Genomic DNA, 18,894 nt, shown 5'->3' on the forward strand with positions numbered 1-18,894 from the left:
TGTCTTTTTGTTTTTTTTGTTTTTAGACTTTTAACATCAGCAAACAACATATTTTAGTTATCCAAGCACCCTTTTAACCAGAGAAATGTAAAACTAATGTATAATTCATGAAATATTTTTAGATTTACGTAAATTTTCACTTCATACCATAAATCACAATGCCGCTCTGTCCGATATAGATAAAGGGAAATGAGCAAAAAGCGACTATAGAAATGAGGGTACCACACATGAAAACAAACAAGAGCAGACGCGCAGGTCTAGGTCTCACCATAATGATAATCCTGGCGGTACTGATTCTGGGGGCATGTTCTGCCAATAATACAACAACGTCAACAGACACAAGAACGAAGGTCGGGATCGTGCTTACGGAAGTAGGTCTGGGTGACCGTTCTTTCAATGATGCTGCTTTTGATGGGCTGGTTCAGGCCAGAGACGAGAAAAGCATTATCTTTGACTATCGTGAACCGGGCGAGAATGGATCCTTTGAAGCTGCATTTGAGGAATTGGCGGTTGCCAAATTCGACCTGATTATTGGTCTGAGTGATACGGTACAGCCCGACATGGAGAAAATCGCTGCCAAGTATCCGGATCAGCAATTCCTGTTGATTGACAGTCAGTCCGACCTGCCTAACATTGCCTCCATCTCGTTCCGGGCAGAAGAAGGAAGTTATCTGGCAGGTGTGATTGCCGCTATGGCCACAACCGAAAATCATGTTGGCTTCCTTGGTGGAATGGAGATACCGGTCCTACGCAATTTCGAGCAGGGGTTTAAGCAAGGTGTTCTGGCTGTCAAGCCGGATGCAACCGTTGATGCTGTCTACGCTGGGGATTTCGGTAATGCCGATCTGGGCGAACAATTGGCTGCAGAGATGATTCAGGACAAGGGCGCTGACGTGATCTACGTAGCCGCAGGTCTCACAGGCGTGGGCGCACTGACGGAGATTCAAACATTAGGGAAATACGCCATTGGCGTAGATACCGATCAGTTCTTTTTGGCCGAAAAAGCCATTCTGACGTCCATGCTGAAAAATGTGGATGTCTCCATCTATAATGCCGTGAACTCGTTTATTCAAAACAATCATACCTTCCCTCAAAAAGAAATCGTGGAAGGGCTGGCGGAGAACGCGGTGGGTCTGACTGCTCTACATAATATCACGCTCAGTGATGAACAACAGAAAACCTTCGATGAACTGAAAACACAGATCTCTTCCGGTCAAATCAAAATTAAGCTTGATCAATAACCAAACCTATCGGATTCGAGGAGGTACGCATATGAAACTACAAGGAAAACTGATACTGAATGCTCTGATCTCGCTACTTCTATGCCTAGCGCTGGTAGCCTTTATCATCATGGAATTGCTCGGGATGAATGCCAAAAATCAGAATCTGGTCCCGGCCATGCTCAAGGTTAGTGAACTGAATGCCAATCAGATTCAGACCCAGCAGGCGCTGGATGTCTACTCATTCTCCATGACAGCAGGTAACCAAGACGCCGTGCTCCGCTTGCTGGATGAAGGTCAAACGATGATTCAGGAGCTTACAGACGGATTACTGGAAACGGATCAGCAATTGCAACTTATTCAGTCCATCCAGACCAAATTAGAAGCTCTGAATCAGGGAGCTACCGAAGCAATGACCGAGATGAATAGTGCAGAAGCCAAGCGTTACAGCACCCGGGTTCGGGGCATACAGAACGATATTTATTCGTTGGATGAAATAACGCGAGATCGTTATGATCAATATACCGTCGATTTGGAGCGTGACATTCAGCAAACGTGGCAAATCGCTCTCGGTGGAGCCATCGTATTGCTCGTCGCCATCATGTTGTTCAATATGTATACTTCACGTCAGATCGCCCGGCGTATTCGTACGCTCAAAGACGCCGCTGGACAGATTGCGGACGGTGATCTTACCCTGCAATTACCGGAAGCTCGGGGCAAAGACGAACTTGATGACCTGAGTCGCTCTTTCCGCATTATGACCCTTAATATTCGCGGCATTGTTCAATCCATTGGTGCAGCTGGTCATCGTGTTGATCTGATGGCGCAGGACATCGACCGCGGGAATGATACGTCTCAAGCGATTGTACAGCAAGTATCCCGTACAACCGAGGAACTGGCGGTTGGCAGTCAGAAGATTGCCGAGGACTTGAGTGAAACGGTCATCGTTGTGGATAAGATGCAGTCTACCTTCAATAGTAATCTGAAGGCTACATCCCAATCCGTGATCGATGGTCGAGAAGTATTAACTACGGTTGAAGAAGGTAATAAAGCTGTCGCGGAACAACTCCGTCTGGCTGAAGTAAATCGTCTGGCGATGTCCGAGGTAGAGCAGACGGTCCGGGAACTGGAAGACAGCGCGGTTCGAATCACCACGATGACGGCATATGTATCGGAGATTGCGAAACAGACGACCATGCTCTCGTTAAATGCATCCATTGAAGCTGCTCGTGCCGGAGAAGCCGGGCGTGGCTTCGCTGTGGTAGCGGGCGAGGTGAATAAACTCGCCGAACAATCCGCACAATCAGTCAAGCATATCTATGCGGCCGTGGGTGAGATCACGACCTCCATGGACAAGGTGAAGAACTCGGTAGCGCAGAGCATGCAGCTATTCGGCGAACAGGAACAAGCTACGGACCAGACCCGGGAATCCTTCTCCGCCATTCGTGAAAGTGTGGAGCGCATCAGTACGGGTATTCAGCAGCTTGCGGAGGACATGCAGCATTCCAATGAACTCAGTACACAGGTGCAACAGGCCATCGAAAATATCAGTGCCATCACTGAGCAATCGGCTGCCAGCAGTGAAGAGATTACAGCCTCCACGTCGGAACAACAACGTTCCTTCGCAGATGCAAGTATCAAGGTGAAGTCATTGCGTGATATCAGCGCGGAGATGCATCAGGAACTGCTGCGATTCCGGCTGTAAGCAGGATGTCGGGATAACTTGGGCCAGGCTTAGGTCGGATGTAGTTTAGATGCAGGTTAATGCATGCTAGATGAGATTATAGACAGGTTATAGCTAGGTTAGATGCGAACCAGAATCACGCAGTGTGAACACACAAACAAATAAAGGGGAGCCTCCGTCATGACTATGACAGGGCTCCCCTTTTCATTGGCTAATCGTTGTTTCATCTATGAATTTATTTCGTATCAGCGATATGATTGTATATAAATTGAACTAAACATGTACACGAAACCGAGAGGACAGAAAGAATCCAAAGAAGCGGAGTTACAAGTTTCTGTAAGAAAACTAGATCGGAAACTCCACTCACAGTGCGTCGATGATGTCTCCGGCCAGCAGGGACGACGGGTCACCGCGGAGCAGTGCTGCTCGTTCGGCGGCCTGTCCGTGGAGATATACGCCGAACGCGGCGGCCTGCTCCGCGCTGAGCCCTTGGGCAAGCAGACCGGCGATGATGCCGGTCAATACGTCTCCGGCACCGCCAGTCGCCATGCCGGCGTGCCCGGTGGTGTTGATGTACGCCTCGCCGGAAGGCGTTGCGATGACCGTTCGTGCTCCCTTGAGCACAAGGGTCACGCCCTGCTCGCGGGCGTATTGTGCAGCGTGTCCAATGCGGTCACGCTGCACTTCCTGGGTCGACATGCCCAGCAGTCGACCCATCTCGCCAGGGTGCGGCGTCAGGATTGTCGCCGCACTTCGCTGGCCCCAGTCGCGAGGCCCATGTGGGCCAGCGTCTGCCAGCATGTTGAGGGCGTCCGCGTCGATGACGAGCGGACGATCCGTATGTTGCCACAGACGGCGCAGCCAGTCTGTGTCGCCCTTGAAGCGGCCGAGGCCCGGGCCGGTCGCGAGCACGTCGCGGCTCTCCGCGAGACGCAGCAAGGCGTCGGCGGAAGCCGCGTTCCATTCGCCGCTGTCGCCATCGGCGGCGGCAGCGAGCATGAGCTCGGGCACGTTGCCGATGACATGCGGCAGCAGTGCCGCGGGCAGCGCCCATGTGGCGAGCCCACAGCCAGCGCGCAGCGCGGCCTTGGCCGAGAGCAGGCCGGCGCCGCTCATCGGCAGACTTCCCGCGGCCAGCAACACGTGGCCGTAGGTGCCCTTGTGGCCGTCCGGTGCCCGGAGGCGGCCTGTGTCCACGCGCAGCGCACCGCGCAGCACCTTGTCCGTCAGCAGACGGACCGAGGGGCCATGCTCCGGCGCAAGCTTCGCGGGAATGCCGATGGCGCGCACCACGATGCGCCCCGCAGCAGAAGCGCCCGGATACTGCACCAGCCCGCGCTTGAGCAGCGCGAGGCATACGGTCACCCGGGCCTGAATGCAGGACTCGTACACCTCTCCGGTGTCGGCGTCCAGCCCGCTTGGCACATCGGCGGACACGACTGGCTTGCCGCTGTCGTTCGCCGCCTTAATCAGCGCCGCGTAAGCTCCTCGCGGCGCTCCCCGCGAGCCGGTGCCCAGCAGCGTATCCACGATGCCTGTGCACCGGCTGAAGTCCACGGCTTCGCGCCCGTGGACAAGGGCAGGGATGCCGAGCTGCGCGGCGGCATCCCGTTGCACTGCGGCTTCGCCCCGCAGCGCATCAGGGGCATCGGCGTAGACCAATGTCACGCCAAGCCCTGCTTCAACCAAATGCCGCGCGGCCACCAGGCCATCGCCGCCATTGTTGCCCTTGCCGATCAGCATGTACCACTGCTGATCTCCCGGGCGCTCCATCACCAGCGCCGGATCGGCGATGATGTCGCCACCATAACCTTGCCGATCGCCGGGCCCGGTGTGTGCCCGCCGCGCATCGCCTTTGCTGCTATAGCCAGGCTGTCCCGAATCTGCAAGCCACCCTTCTGCCTGTTCTTCCCGACACAGCTTGATGACTTCCTCGGCTATGGCCCGACCTGCATTCTCCATCAGACTGGCAGCGGGAATACCCAACTTATGAATGGTGTACTCGTCCACAGCTCTCATCTGTTCAGCGGTTACGATAAACAACGTTCATCCCTCCCCGTGACAAGCTCATTTTATACCTAAAAGCAACAACTCCGCACCTGAACGGCAATCCTATATCGTTATGGCTGCTTTGCCCTTACTTCTTCCAGTTACCACGTCCAAAGCAATGCATTATTGAAAATTCTATCGATCCCGAATCCCGTGTACAGGAACTACAGATACAAAACCTTCAGATTCATCCATCCCAAACCTGTCTACGCTTAATAACCTACCGTAAACCGTGATTGAATAAACTGCGGATCGTCCAGTTCGTCCACCAAAGCCGCTGCAAAATCGCCAACCGAAATCGTGCTTTCGCCAATATCATCCGTAATCACACGATTCATGCCAACCCGGAACTGGCCTGTACGCCGTCCTGTTGTGATCGTTGCTGCAGGACTCATATACGTCCAGTGAATACCTGATGCCTCAATCAGATCATATGCATCTGCATGGGCTTTAGCCAGCGGCTTAACTTCCTCCGGGAATCCCGGCGTATCCATCAGCATATCACCGGAATCCGTCAGCAGGCTTCCCGCTCCACCAACCACTACCAGGCGCCCTGCTTTTGCACGGCGAACACCCTCGATCAATGAACGGGTGACTTCCAGCATTTCTTCTTCTTCACCGAACTTCGGACCATACGCACTCACAACCACTTCTTGACCTGCTGCAAAATCAGCCACCTGATCCGGGTTAAGCAGATCCCCTTGTTCTACACGCAAACGCTCATGCACCATCTCAACCTTCGACGGGTCACGCACCACCGCAGTCACTTCATGTCCACGATCCATCAGCTCCCACAGTATCGTTTTGCCAATCGCTCCGGTTGCTCCAAAAATGGCTACTTTCATATGAATTCCCTCTTTTCTGTTAGATATCGCTTCATTACCTTACCGTTATTTTAATACTTAATCCTATTGTTATATACCTTAAACGGCTCACGCCATCTTAAACCGGATGTGAACACTTGTAAACCTATCTCTTACAGCTTATATGTAGAAAAACAATCTTCACCGCATGATCGAAGGAAACGCCGCCACTCAGAAGTATCCCCTCTCCTCCCCATCAAGCAATACGGTTCATGAAAAAAAGCCGCTAATGCGGCTATACGGAGAAGATTTCATCATCATATGAAATTCAGTCTCACATCAAAATTCAGTTTTTTCCTAAGTAGCCGGCCCTTCCTCTCCCTGCCTCCACCACATGCCCTCCGATTTTGGACTGGTGTACTCAAATCCAAATTGAGCATACAGACGATCAGCCGGAACATCCGCCAGCAGACTGACCAAACCGCGAGCAGGCACAACGTCACGCAAATAATTCATAATCTCGCTCATAATCAGTTTGCCATAACCCATTCCCTGAACATCCGGGTGTACAGCGATGTCGACGACCTGAAAGAAGCAACCTCCATCTCCAATCACTCGTCCCATGCCTACCAGCATATCCTCTTCACGCAGACATACGGCAAACAGACTATTCGGTAGTCCAATCTCCGCCCCTTCCCTGCTCATTGGACTAAGGCCCGCGATCTGCCGCAGGGCAAGATACTCCACTGCTGCGGGTGGTGTGTGTTCAATATTCACTTGATCCATGAATTGTGCCCCTTTCTGCTTGAATTCATCTACTTCCTGTGTAATAGTGAGAGAAAGCTTACGTGAAGCGTGTTTCATGATACGTGAAGTTAGAGCAAAGGAGGAACAAGTGTGTTTCAACGTTGGATTGAAGATCTAACATCGCGCCCAGGTGCTATGGCTGTGGTGCTTGGCATCATGGCTCTGCTTTTGGGGATATACATATGGTCTGCCACTGAAGTTCGCCGGAGCCACGAAAGGCGAATGCGAAGGATACGAGATACATTATACATAAGTACAGCCCTCTTGGGACAACTTACCATCCAGGAAAAACGGAATGATGAACGGTCGGAACATGAACATAACGATCTAATCACGGCAATGTTAGCCTGTAAAGCCGCATCTTACCTCTCCCCTCAGCTACAGGACCAGATCCGTGACTGTATTAAGGAACATGATCCCGCCAGAATCGGTCTGATGCATAGAGCACTGGAACGGGAATGCACCGCATTATCAGATGAACTCAACCGGGATACACAGGCAGATCATTGGGGCACAGCGGTCTGGACCATCTTCCGACCCTTAGCCGAACCAGCTGCATTGACAGCTACAGGATTTCTGATTACAGATCTGGTATTTCGTCAGCGGATGCTGGACGTGCCTGTAGACACATGGGGCAATATCCTGCCTTGGATTCGTGCGGTTTCCCTTATGATCACCATTATGTACGGATATCTGCTCTGGGCCAGCCCGCGCCGGGATAGGCCGCGTACAGTAACCAAACTGCTCTCCTTACTGATCGCGGTATGCTCCTTGCTCCACCTGATTGGACTTGTTGCCGCCCCCTATGCCCTGGGATTACAGTTGATTATATTCGTATCGGGTTTCGCGTTGAATGGGACACGCTCTCGCAGTGAACGCCCCTACGCAGGACAGACGGAGTTGGAACCAACGAAGCAGGTTTCTACGGAGCTAGAAGGGAATACACGTCGTACATCTGGCACCCATACCGACGAATAATTAACGCATCCAGCCGATTTCCTAAGGAACTCAGGACGGCTTATCTGGCTTCTACGTCCTCTTTCAACATTGTAAAGAACATCAGACACGTTATTTCCCAAAATTGCTCAACAAAAACGCTGTAAAACGCCGTACACGCCAATATAACGTGTCTCAGATTCCTTAGGTTTCTACGGACCATTTAAATCCTTGATTAAGATGCCTCGGATCCGTTAGCACGCACTCCATTGCTCATGCTCTGTTCCAAGCGCATGTGAGCAAACAACATCGGGTCCCTCCCGTACGAAGCGAGAATTTTTATTAGTAGAAGAGGAAAAAAGGCTGAAACTATATTGTAGTTTCAGCCCTTTTCTATATTACTAATCTTGTCCTTGCTAAAAATTAAACGATAGCATAATTACTTCACTTATTTGGCTACAACATGTGCAATGATACGACCCTTTTCGTACGTGACCGTAACGTCATAACCATCTGCGGTTACACTGTCGAATTCACCTGTAATTCCATTAGCGGTGATTAACGTAATATCTTTGGAACCTTCAATCTTATGGTTGGACAAGTCTAGTTTGAGACTTCCTCCATCAATGTAGAGCTTTCTGCCGACATTCAGTTGACTGTTGTCACCATCTACAACCAATTCCAGCGTACCGTTATCCATGGTGAAGTTTCTATTCAAGGTTAATGCACCGTCGACATTCACAACAACGGTTCCATTTTCCACATACAGATCACCTGTACCCAAAGCCGTTGCGGATTCGGCTACCAACGTTCCTGCTTGCAGCAAGGTTCCGCCTGTGTAGCTGTTGTTGCCTGTCAGGGTAAGTGATCCTGTTCCCTTTTTCGTGAGCATTCCACTACCGGTGATATCATTTCTCCACCAGTCTTCAGCATTGAACCGTCCTTTGGAAGCATCCATATCCACAGTTACATTGTTCAAGAATGCACCGTATCCATCCGCAGCCGTGACCAGATCAATTCTACCCCAGCCCTTGGATTCATCCAGTACAGGATATCCAGAGTCAATGGATGTTGTATACAATACTTGTCTGCGTTGCTCATCTGTTAGATACGGTTGACGCGTTTCCAACAGAGCTTCTGCTCCTTGCGGTACAACGGGAGCCAAACCTTTGGTTCCTGTTTGTGGCAGACCGTAAGTCATCTTCTCTCTATAGAAGGCTTTATTGGCATCATGATCTTCCCATTTGTGTTCATCATAAGCACTCTTGAACGTGTAATCTTCGGTTACGGTGTGTGCATACTCATACAGACTCATATTTTTTTCCTTGGCTGCGGCTCCAAATACTTCTCCTGCATTCTCATAGCCTTTCTCTAACACATCTTTGTTCTCAGCCTGATTAAGTGCATATGCAGCCATGGCTGTGGACTGTATTCTTCCTCCTATAACATCAAGCGGCGAGTGCATCCCCGTTACGACTCGATTCTCGCCCAGCTGAGCTGCTCTCGTTAACAATTCAGAGAATCGTTCTGGTGTAGCGTATGCCAAAGGAAATACGGATAAGTAAGCTGCACTGGTATGTCCGCTCGGAAATCCGCCATCTTTTCCTCTTCCATCCTCAGCGATTCGTTTGACATAAGTTAACGCAGGAATAAGCTTAACGTTGGTTTCGTATTGCTGGTAATGTTTTTCTCCTGTTGATTTGGTGCCGCCTGAAGCCAGAGGTACTTCTTTTTTCTCACCTTCGCCCAAGGTTTCCCATACAGGCAGTCCTTTGCTGTCAACAACTTCTTTCACTTCTCCATTGGAATTCATTCTCCACGGTCTAGGGGAAGAGTAGAAATATTTAGAGGGATTAGATGAAGCAGGAATTTTGAATCGAACCAGATCAACTAAATGGACCAAGTCTGATAGTTCTGTTTTTTCCTCCCAATCTCCAATACCTTGGCTTTCATCTTCCACGGTTTCTTCGGTCAATACCACATTCATCTCGTCCACCGTTCGTTCAACGTTTGTCTTTGGCTTGATGATATCTACATACGTGTTAGCCAAGGGGCCAAAGCCCTCCATCACGCTATAGATCTTATCCCTTTGGTCATCGTAATAGGCTGCCAATGCCTCTTCAGCCGTGCGATTCTGTGTAACCTTTTCTACATACCTGATATTGGCTTCCCAAGTCGCTTTGTTTCGGATCTCTTCATTAGCATATGTTTTCTGATCAGCGACAGCTACGGTCGGATCATTCTTAAAGCCATCATAATATGGGGAAGGTCCATCTCCATACTTTGCATTCTTTCCGTCAGCTCCGATTTTGGTTGCCGCTGTGCCATCTCTCCAATCCGTTTGGTTCATGGACCATACTTGATCAAAACCGTCCAGGATATCAATAAATGGATTAGTTTCCGCAATATTTTTCAAAGTGTCGTCTCCAGCATTGGCTCCGTCCTTCACGGCGGACAACCGAGCTTCATCTGCTGGAGGATTCACATTCAGTACAGCTGCCGTTCCTTTTGGCTTAGCTGGTTTGGCAGCTGTAGTAGCATCTGTTTCTACAGCCTTAACGAGTGCAGACACGGCTTCGGCACGCGTAATGGAACGAAGCGGTTTGAAGCTTCCATCCGCATATCCGGAGATAATTTTTGCCGCTGCCGCTCCACCTACCGCTCCTTTGCTCCACGCCGCAATTGATGATGAATCGCTAAATACATTCGCAGCTGTTTCGCTTGACTCCAAATTCAAAATGCCAGCGATCACTTTGGCTGCTTCCTGACGGGTGATCGGATCTTGCGGCTTCATGGTGCCATCGGTGTACCCATCTATATATCCATTCGCATTTGCAATAGAAATGGCTTCGTAATACCATGCACTCTCAGACACATCGCTGAAGGTAATCTGAGCTTGTCCGGAATATCCAAAAGCACCGTTTACCAAATTCATAAATTCTGCTCTGGTAATATACGTGTTCGGTTTAAATGAATGATCCAGATAGCCTCGAATTAATCCTTCATCACCCCATGCTTGAATATTTGCTTCCGCCCAGTGTCCCTTAATATCAGAGAACTGAATCTTCTGATCGGCTGCAAAACTCTTCTCTGCAAATGTCGGACCTACCATAGACAACATTAGAAGTAATGCCAGTGACTTTTTAAGTGGTTTTCTCATGGCTTGCAAATACACGCTCCCATTATGGTAAATTATTTTTTTGCTCCTGCATCTGCAAATGAGTAAGAAAGTCTCTATACAGATGTCTGATCTGCCGTTACTGTAGCATTAGAGAGCGTTTCGCATCTATAGAACATATTCCGTTTTATATCAAAATCGTACGTTCCGATGATTTCTGCCCTAAAAAAATAGAGGAGATACTACTTTCGTTAATTATGATATCCTTTTATGTAAACGCTTTATTAAATGAATGTAAAATGTGACGGGGGAGTTTGTTAAATTTCGGTCAACATGATTTCTCGTCCTTGGCCTGCTATATAATGATGAAGTTGTTTAGAAATAAGGAATGAAGGGAGATAAAGAATGCGTAAGCCATTTCAGTCTGTGAGATCCAAAATGGTTCTTTCCTACCTCGCTGTTGTTCTTGTCATTGCGCTTCTTTTCGGCTCCATTTTCTATCTCTTCTTCTCCCATCAATACAGCAAAGAGATCCGAATCAATAATCAATTGTCGCTGAAAAGCACGGTCAATACTATTGAGAGCTCCGTTATCCAGAAGGTGAATCAGGTCTACCTGTCCCTGGCACTCGGTAACGCTGCAAATATCAATTTAGATAGCTTACAAGGAAACCATAGCAAAATTCTGGACATCGAACAGTCCCTCAAAAATATGGTGCAGAATTATTCCGATCTCATTGAAGCGATTCATGTGTACGATACGAAGAATAACTTCATCGTCTCATCTGTATATGGACTATTGCTCTATGAGGACACGCCTTCGAGTGTGGATCACACGACGGATTGGATTGCTGCGATGAAAGAGACTCCAGAAAGTTCCTTATGGATGAAAACTCGCATGGTGCCTCAGGATGCGTATATCGAATCACGGGAACAGAGCAACAGGAGTCCTCTAATTTCCTATGTCCACAGTTATCCTTTTCAATCGTCTGGACAAGACAGTAAAGCCCTGATTGCGATTGATATCAAAGAGTCAGCGATTAGTCAGATTATTAAAAACATGCTCCCTGCCGACTATGCGAATACATTAATTATCGATCAGGATGGAACCGTCATCTCTGCCGCGGACAAAACGTTGATAGGCACTTTCACGGAGGAAAATCTGACGCAGTCACTCCTCTCCTATCCTTCTTCAGAGGAGGGCTTCACGCCTGTATTTAACTATGACTCTCATGTCGTAACCCAAGATCAATTTAAAGGAAATGCATGGAGAATCTACACAACCACGCCCAATGAAAGCTTCTATTATAAGTTGGATAGCTTGAAGGAGATTTCGGTTCTTCTCGGCTTATTGGCTGTTGCGGTTGGTATAGCGATGTCGTCCCTCTTCACCAGGGCCAATTATAGTCCTCTCAAACGAATCCTGAATAACATCAAGAGCCGGATGGATAGCCCTACCAGCTTAAAACAGGACGAATATCGGTTTATCGATACAACCATTAACAGTCTGTCCAATAAAGTCGATAGCCTTGAAGAGACACTCCAGGCCAATCATAAGATGATTAAGCATAGTATCATGCTGAACATGTTAAATAACCGGTTTACCCCAGAGGAGCTTACCGAACAACTGCAATCTGTTCATATTTCAATAGCGTATACTCGCTTCCGCTGCATCGTCATTGACCCAGTCAATGAGAAGTGGAAGGATCTGCAGCCAAGACAGTTGCAGCATACGTTGTACACGATGATCCAACAACTGGAGATGGCAGAGATGGAAGGAACTCAGCTGCTGGCAGAGGAATTGCAGGATCACAAAATAGCAGTAATCATCTGTACCAATCAATCCGAAGAACCTCTCTCTGATCTCATTGTAGATTTCATTCATACGGAAGCAAAAACCAGATTCGATCTGGATTTCGTGCTATCACTGGGCGGATGGGTAGAGCACTTCACGGAGGTATACACAAGCTATCATCAGGCGAATACCTTGATTCGATACAGCTATTTCTTTCCCGATCAGTCTGCCATTCAGGATCTGGATCTGCTGAACAGGGAAACCAGCAGCTTGGAAATTCCGGACTCATACCTCGTAAATTTTGAGAAGAAACTGCAGACTCGGGATGTGCACGGCACAGTCCAGGCTATTCAAGAGCTGGTCTCTCAGATTAAAGAAGGCATGTATTCATCCGAATACAGTCGGATCATATTACTTAAAACGGTCTCCATATACTCTGAATGTATTCATCAGGTACGTTGGCAGCCCACCGAGGCCCACACATTGAGTCTGTACAAGCAATTCTCATTGTTCTACAATATCAACCGCTATTCGGAATGGATGATTCACCTCGTGACCGAATTTGTGATGCATATGGAAAAGCGAAGCGAGGTACGGAGCGTGGATACCATCTCGGCTGTCAAAATCTATATTCAAGAGAACTTATCGGGCGATCTCACGCTGGATCACGTCTCAGAGCAAGTGTTCATCAGCCCTAAATATCTCAGTAAACTCTTCAAGGAAGAAACCGGGATTGTCTATTCGGAGTATGTTACGAACCAGAGGATGGAACGCGCAAGGGAACTGATGACGCAACGCGAAATTACGGTTGAGCAGGTCGCAAATACAGTCGGTTACCGTACCCCTGCCTATTTCATCAAGAAGTTCAAGGAAATTCACGGCTGTACACCAAAAAACTTCATGCGCAGTCTAATGGAACAGGGATCTATATAGAATTCAAAATTAAAAAAGGAGCTGCTATGAAATTTAACCTTTCAAGAAAGCTAAGCCTATACTCCGCAATGCTTCTCCTTCTCGTGTGTACAAGTGGGTGTGCTGTTCTAAACGGGGACAGGGCAAAAGGGCAGCAGAAGGACCATCTGGCAAACCCTGAGAAGGATACGGCTCCAGCGTATACGATATCCTGGACCATGCATCAAAATATCCCTGTTCCTGAGGACGCAGAGATGATTGCCTATATTGAGGATCGGTTTGATGTTGATCTGGAGGTATGGAACCTTGAGAACAAGCGGTACGAGGAACTGCTGGATCTGGAGCTTGCCCAAGGGAAAATACCCGATCTTTTCCGAATCAGACAACCGCATGATCTGCTTAAGTACCAGATGCAAGGAGTCTTGGCGGAGATCTCTCCTGAAATACTTGAACAATATGCGCCAAATATCGTACAGCGAATTCGCGATTATGATTCACGTTACTTAGCGTATGGAAAAATAAACGGTTCCTTATATGGAATACCGGCCATCAATCAGACCAACATCTATCGAACTCCTGTCGTATACCGAGAGGACTGGCTTAAGAAGCTTGGTCTGGACGTTCCGAAGACATTGGATGAATTAGAAACGGTCATGTATGCTTTTGCCCAAGATGACCCGGACGGAAATGGTAAATCGGATACGTATGGCCTATCCAGAGAGGGTTTAAATGTGGTTTTTGGCGCTTTTGGACAGACCGTTTTCACCGAGCAGCTGTATTTTAATGAAAAAAACAACCAACTCGTGATCGGCGCTTTGGAGCCTGAGATGAAAAAAGCCCTGACTTATATGCAAAAATGGTATAGGGACGGGATTATCGACCCTGAGTTTATAACCGGTGAGAACAAAGGCGGGTATAAACATCTATCCCATGCTTTTATTAATGGAAAAATTGGGATGACCTCGATGGGCAACTATTATCATTGGAATCAAGCGGGAGATTACAGCGTCCTCAATGAAAATGGACAAGAATCTCCGGTGGAACCCTCGTTCAATGTCAATGAGCTACTACATAAGAATGCAACCGCAGCGGTTGTATTTGGTTCTCCTGTTATTGGTCCTGATGGACGTAGCGGTTCAAAAGGGAACAATCTGCTGATGAATTTTATTGCTATAGGTGCTGAAGCTGCGAAGGAGCCGGGAAAACTGGAGAAAATTTTGCAGATACTCGATTATGTAAGTGCCAACCCCGATCCTGCTGAGCAGATCAAAATGGAGTATGGCTTCCCAGGAAAGCACTGGGATTGGAACACCGATGCTTCAGAGTCATTTCACTTGCTTCCTCCATATAACCGAATGGAGAATTATACGAATATGATCGGCTCAAGTATTGGCATGACGGTTCCAGGTGCACCGTCGGACAAACGTGAACAGTGGGCTGCATCTTCTGGGTTGACAGAGAATGGCATCTATAATCGCCTGGAGGTTGCAACCCCTGCCCTGATTCAATATTCATCTGAATTGATTCGCATGAGAGACAGAGCGTACATCTCCATCATCACCGGGGATCAACCTGTGGGATATTTCGATACTTTTGTGGAAGAATTTAAGGATGCAGGTGGGCAACAGGTGTTGCTTGAAGCAAATCATTGGTATAAGGAGTATAAGGAAACAAGTCGCGCGCACTAGGTAGGACCGTTAGAAACATACATTTGCTATCCGTTTCCGGATTATACATGTCTATTCCTCTGGTTCCTTCCTTACTTCCCTGAAGTCACGTCACTCTCTATCCCTTTGCACTCGCATTCGATCCGCGCAGTGAACGGGCTGAACTGCTTCGTGCCGTGCTTCCGGATTTGGAGGCGCTGCCTGAGGGTGTGTTCTCAAAACGCTTTCGTTCGGTCCGCTCCATCTGCACAATCTGGCCTTCATGCACCACGATGTGCAAAGAACCAAACTCCATGTCATTCAGCTGTCCGGCAATTCGGTCCAACCATACCTCATCCACTTTTAACGGCTTAGCCATAGAGCCGCCTCCTCTTCCCGGGCTACTGCCCGCCATATTCCTGAGCTGTCATCCAACGGATTTATAAATCATTCTTATCCAACCTATATACTTGGTTTATACATTAGCAGGGCTTCCAGTAGCTGTCAATCTGTATTTTCTACTTCTCATATTATGATATTAATCCGCTTGTATCACTTTTCCGAAATGGCTTTGTGTCCAAGCCAGCTCTTGAGCAACAACGTGGCGAGAGCCAGAATCAGGAGCAGGGAAGCTACGGCAAATGAAGCCGAGAATTGATATTCGTTGTACAAAATCTCCACATGCAGCGGTAGCGTATTCGTCTCCCCGCGGATATGTCCGGACACCACAGAGACCGCTCCGAATTCACCCATGGCACGGGCATTACACAGAATGATACCGTACAGCAGCCCCCATTTGATGTTGGGCAAGGTTACACTCCAGAAGATTCGCCACCCCGAAGCACCCAGCGTAACCGCCGCTTCCTCTTCCCGGGTTCCCTGGTCCTCCATGAGTGGAATCAACTCCCTGGCTACAAAGGGGAACGTAATAAACAGCGTCGCAATGACGATGCCTGGCAGCGCAAAGATGATTTTGATATCATGCTCGGACAGCCACGGACCAAACCACCCATTCGAACCAAAGACCAATACAAAGATCAACCCGCCCACTACAGGCGAGATCGAAAAGGGAAGGTCAATCAGGGTGATCATGAGTCCCTTGCCCTTGAACTGGAATTTGGTAATAACCCAGGCAGCGGCCACACCAAATATCGTATTCAGCGGCACGGTAATCGCTGCAACCAATAATGTGAGCTTCAGTGCAGACATGGCATCCGGTTCGGTAAGAGCCGCGATGTATACACCCCAACCCTGCTTCAACGCCTCCATGAGCACAATGGCCAATGGCAATATAAGCAGCCATAGAAGTACCAGGCTTGCCAGTCCAATCAACAACCATTTGACCCATGGAGCTTCCGTTGTGGCACGGTTTGTTCCGCGGCCAGCTCGTACGGGTGGAACAGGGCTCAGTGGGACAGAACCCGCCATATGCTGCACCTCCTTTGGTTTGGGTGAGTGACGTTTTTTAATATCCTTATTCCACCATGCTTCATCGTCATGCCCTGCCCGCCTTCCGACTCCAACGTTGCAAGGAATTGATAATCAGCAGCAGGATGAAAGAAACCAGCAGCAGCAGCAACGCTACAGCTGTAGCGCCTGCATAATCGAACTGCTCCAGCTTGGCCATGATCAGTAAGGGGGCAATCTCTGTTTTCATCGGCATATTTCCTGAGATAAATACAACGGAGCCATATTCACCGATGCCCCGGGCAAAAGCCAGGGCGAATCCGGTCAGCAGTGGCGGAATCAGATCCGGCAGCAGAATCGTACGGAATATCCGCCATCTTCCTGCTCCCAGGGTGGCAGCCGCTTCTTCCACCTCAGCCTCCAGCTCTTCCAACACTGGTTGCACCGTACGAACCACGAACGGAATGCCGATAAACATCAGCGCCAGCGTAATCCCGGCCTGTGAATAGGCGAGCTTAATGCCCAAAGGCTCTACAAACTGCCCGATCCAGCCATTGCCGGCATAGATCGCCGTGAGGGCAACCCCCGCTACCGCTGTCGGCAAGGCAAAAGGCAAATCAATGACCGCATCAAACAGCCTTTTGCCAGGAAACTCATACCGAACAAGCACCCATGCCAGGAGTAACCCCAGCACGAGATCAATCAGGGCCGCTGCACCTGCGGTCAGAAAGCTGACCTGGAAGGAAGCCAGCACCCTGGGATTGGTCGCAACCTCAATCATGGTTGCCCACGTCAGCCCTGTTGAGTTAAACAACAGCGCAGCCAGTGGAATAAGTACAACCAGGCTCAGGTAGAGCACACTGTAACCCATCGTTAATCCGAATCCCGGCAATGTGCGTCTTTGCGTCACCATCACCTTGCTCATGCACGTTCATCCTCTCTGCCTTCAGCCGGTGAGGCTGGTTGGCCGCTCACAGCGCAATTGATCGGGTATTCATTGAATAGAGCAACCTTAGCTGCCCGGAACATAGATCTGGTCGAAGATACCACCGTCATTGAAATGTTTGGCCTGAGTATCCCGCCATGTACCGAATATATCTTTTAACGTGAACAGTTCAAGCGCAGGGAACTGATCTTTGAATTTTTCCTCCACGCTGTCCAGCGTTGGGCGGTAATAATTTTCAGCGGCAATCGTCTGCCCCTCTTCACTGTACAGGTATTTCAGGTAGGCATCCGCCACGTCGCGGCTTCCTTTTTTGTCTGCATTTTTGTCCACAATCGCAACAGGTGGTTCAGCCAAGATACTAACCGAAGGCACCACTATATCGAATTTGTCCGGACCCAGCTCTTTGACTGATAGGAAAGCTTCATTCTCCCAGGCAAGCAGCACATCACCAATGCCACGTTCAACAAATGTCGTCGTGGACCCGCGGGCACCCGAATCCAGCACAGGCGCATGTTTGAACAATTCGCCAACGAATTCCTTCGCCTTTTCTTCGTCATTGTTATTGTGCTTGAGAGCATATCCCCATGCTGCCAAGTAGTTCCAACGTGCTCCGCCGGACGTTTTGGGATTCGGGGTGATGACTTGGATATCCCCTTTAATCAGATCATCCCAGTCTTTGATGCCTTTGGGATTGCCTTTACGTACAAGGAATACAATCGTAGAGGTATACGGAGAGCTGTTATGCTCGTATTTATCCTGCCAGCCTTCGTTAATCAGACCTTTATCTTCAATCGCATCAATATCGTATCCCAATGCCAGTGTCACCACGTCCGCATCCAGTCCGTCAATAACAGAACGGCTCTGTTTGCCCGAGCCCCCATGGGATTGCTTGATCGTCACTTCCTGACCCTTCTCTTTCAACCAATGCGCCGCAAACGCTTTGTTATATTGCTCGTAGAGTTCCCGCGTTGGATCGTAGGAAACATTCAGCAGTTCAATGGCCTTAGCCCCTTCTTTGCCGCCTTCCGTTCCCCCTGATGTTGCTGCTGCATTGGAGCCGCCGCTATCCGATCCGCATGCTGCCAGTACCCCTGTTAACACCAGTGCCAGACCAACCAGAATCCCCTTGTGAATTCTCTTTTTCATTAAATAACACTCCCCCGATATCAATCTGCATGACTACCTCAGGCCGGCTGAACAGGATTGAACGTCCCGTAAAAAAACAAGAAGACGGAGGAACACCCGCACTTCTCCCCATAAAGTCATGCCGGCCCTAAGCCGTGTATGCTTCATCCGGAAAGGATGTGCTGCGGTGTTCCTCCGTCTATACGGTGAGAACGTTATTCTGTTCAGATTGCATGTTTTATTATTCCTACCTGTTTAGTAAGTTATATACGTATAATAAAGGCAGTCTATATACCTGTCAAACGTTTTTTCCGATTTTTACCGGATTTCTGCACCATTGGCAAAAAAAGAGGAACAACGAACCACCGTCCGTTGTTCCCTTCAGCGAATCCCATGCTTCGCTGTCTATTGTAAACAGGAATGGAATTGCATTGCTATGCCTGTTCC

Annotated in this window: 13 protein-coding genes; 5 read left to right on the plus strand and 8 right to left on the minus strand. The window is 48.9% G+C overall.

Annotated elements, in window-relative coordinates:
• Window positions 1-227 precede the first annotated feature (227 nt).
• Window positions 228-1,241 (plus strand): BMP family lipoprotein, encoded by a 1,014-nt coding sequence (locus ACTHPG_RS23185; protein WP_440391728.1) that lies wholly within the window; start codon window positions 228-230, stop codon window positions 1,239-1,241.
• 31 nt (window positions 1,242-1,272) lie between these two features.
• A complete protein-coding gene (locus ACTHPG_RS23190) occupies window positions 1,273-2,925 on the plus strand; it encodes a methyl-accepting chemotaxis protein (RefSeq protein WP_440391729.1) in 1,653 nt (550 codons plus the stop codon).
• Window positions 2,926-3,267: 342 nt separating this feature from the next.
• Here ACTHPG_RS23190 and ACTHPG_RS23195 read toward each other — a convergent pair whose 3' ends face one another.
• From ACTHPG_RS23195 to ACTHPG_RS23205, 3 genes are all read right to left on the minus strand, one after another.
• Entirely contained in the window at window positions 3,268-4,947 is a 1,680-nt protein-coding gene (locus tag ACTHPG_RS23195; protein ID WP_440391730.1) for an NAD(P)H-hydrate dehydratase, read from the minus strand.
• Between the two features lie 218 nt (window positions 4,948-5,165).
• A complete protein-coding gene (locus ACTHPG_RS23200) occupies window positions 5,166-5,798 on the minus strand; it encodes an NAD(P)-dependent oxidoreductase (RefSeq protein ID WP_440391731.1) in 633 nt (210 codons plus the stop codon).
• A 315-nt stretch (window positions 5,799-6,113) separates the two neighbouring features.
• Window positions 6,114-6,542, minus strand: coding sequence for a GNAT family N-acetyltransferase (locus ACTHPG_RS23205; protein ID WP_440391732.1), 429 nt, complete (start codon window positions 6,540-6,542; stop codon window positions 6,114-6,116).
• Between the two features lie 111 nt (window positions 6,543-6,653).
• On the opposite strand from ACTHPG_RS23205, the gene ACTHPG_RS23210 reads away from it, so the two are divergent.
• A complete protein-coding gene (locus ACTHPG_RS23210; RefSeq protein ID WP_440391733.1) occupies window positions 6,654-7,541 on the plus strand; it encodes a hypothetical protein in 888 nt (295 codons plus the stop codon).
• 406 nt (window positions 7,542-7,947) lie between these two features.
• Here ACTHPG_RS23210 and ACTHPG_RS23215 read toward each other — a convergent pair whose 3' ends face one another.
• The gene (locus ACTHPG_RS23215; protein ID WP_440391867.1) at window positions 7,948-10,659 is read right to left on the minus strand and encodes an S-layer homology domain-containing protein; all 2,712 of its coding nucleotides are present in this window, start codon (window positions 10,657-10,659) and stop codon (window positions 7,948-7,950) included.
• A 363-nt stretch (window positions 10,660-11,022) separates the two neighbouring features.
• On the opposite strand from ACTHPG_RS23215, the gene ACTHPG_RS23220 reads away from it, so the two are divergent.
• Both ACTHPG_RS23220 and ACTHPG_RS23225 read left to right on the plus strand, forming a co-directional pair.
• A complete protein-coding gene (locus ACTHPG_RS23220; RefSeq protein ID WP_440391734.1) occupies window positions 11,023-13,344 on the plus strand; it encodes an AraC family transcriptional regulator in 2,322 nt (773 codons plus the stop codon).
• A 26-nt stretch (window positions 13,345-13,370) separates the two neighbouring features.
• A complete protein-coding gene (locus ACTHPG_RS23225; protein WP_440391735.1) occupies window positions 13,371-15,011 on the plus strand; it encodes an extracellular solute-binding protein in 1,641 nt (546 codons plus the stop codon).
• A gap of 97 nt (window positions 15,012-15,108) precedes the next feature.
• Here the strand turns inward: ACTHPG_RS23225 and ACTHPG_RS23230 are convergent, their stop codons facing one another.
• The 4 genes from ACTHPG_RS23230 to ACTHPG_RS23245 form a co-directional block, all read right to left on the minus strand.
• Window positions 15,109-15,348 (minus strand): YezD family protein, encoded by a 240-nt coding sequence (locus ACTHPG_RS23230; protein WP_036607453.1) that lies wholly within the window; start codon window positions 15,346-15,348, stop codon window positions 15,109-15,111.
• Window positions 15,349-15,521: 173 nt separating this feature from the next.
• Window positions 15,522-16,397 carry a sulfate ABC transporter permease subunit CysW gene (cysW, locus tag ACTHPG_RS23235; RefSeq protein ID WP_440391736.1) on the minus strand — a complete coding sequence of 292 codons (876 nt, stop codon included), beginning with the start codon at window positions 16,395-16,397 and terminating at the stop codon, window positions 15,522-15,524.
• Window positions 16,398-16,464: 67 nt separating this feature from the next.
• Window positions 16,465-17,301, minus strand: a complete 837-nt coding sequence (cysT, locus tag ACTHPG_RS23240) for a sulfate ABC transporter permease subunit CysT (protein WP_091018517.1) — start codon at window positions 17,299-17,301, stop codon at window positions 16,465-16,467.
• A gap of 87 nt (window positions 17,302-17,388) precedes the next feature.
• The gene (locus ACTHPG_RS23245) at window positions 17,389-18,468 is read right to left on the minus strand and encodes a sulfate ABC transporter substrate-binding protein (RefSeq protein WP_440391738.1); all 1,080 of its coding nucleotides are present in this window, start codon (window positions 18,466-18,468) and stop codon (window positions 17,389-17,391) included.
• Window positions 18,469-18,894 lie beyond the last annotated feature (426 nt).

Source organism: Paenibacillus sp. SAF-068, from assembly GCF_051967555.1.
Lineage (GTDB): Bacteria > Bacillota > Bacilli > Paenibacillales > Paenibacillaceae > Paenibacillus.

Coding starts and splice junctions, on each gene's coding strand:
- ACTHPG_RS23185 (WP_440391728.1), top strand. CDS start 228: ATGAAAACAAACAAGAGCAGACGCGCAGGTCTAGGTCTCACCATAATG.
- ACTHPG_RS23190 (WP_440391729.1), top strand. CDS start 1,273: ATGAAACTACAAGGAAAACTGATACTGAATGCTCTGATCTCGCTACTT.
- ACTHPG_RS23200 (WP_440391731.1), bottom strand. CDS start 5,798: ATGAAAGTAGCCATTTTTGGAGCAACCGGAGCGATTGGCAAAACGATA.
- ACTHPG_RS23205 (WP_440391732.1), bottom strand. CDS start 6,542: ATGGATCAAGTGAATATTGAACACACACCACCCGCAGCAGTGGAGTAT.
- ACTHPG_RS23215 (WP_440391867.1), bottom strand. CDS start 10,659: ATGAGAAAACCACTTAAAAAGTCACTGGCATTACTTCTAATGTTGTCT.
- ACTHPG_RS23220 (WP_440391734.1), top strand. CDS start 11,023: ATGCGTAAGCCATTTCAGTCTGTGAGATCCAAAATGGTTCTTTCCTAC.
- ACTHPG_RS23225 (WP_440391735.1), top strand. CDS start 13,371: ATGAAATTTAACCTTTCAAGAAAGCTAAGCCTATACTCCGCAATGCTT.
- ACTHPG_RS23230 (WP_036607453.1), bottom strand. CDS start 15,348: ATGGCTAAGCCGTTAAAAGTGGATGAGGTATGGTTGGACCGAATTGCC.
- cysW (WP_440391736.1), bottom strand. CDS start 16,397: ATGGCGGGTTCTGTCCCACTGAGCCCTGTTCCACCCGTACGAGCTGGC.
- cysT (WP_091018517.1), bottom strand. CDS start 17,301: ATGAGCAAGGTGATGGTGACGCAAAGACGCACATTGCCGGGATTCGGA.
- ACTHPG_RS23245 (WP_440391738.1), bottom strand. CDS start 18,468: ATGAAAAAGAGAATTCACAAGGGGATTCTGGTTGGTCTGGCACTGGTG.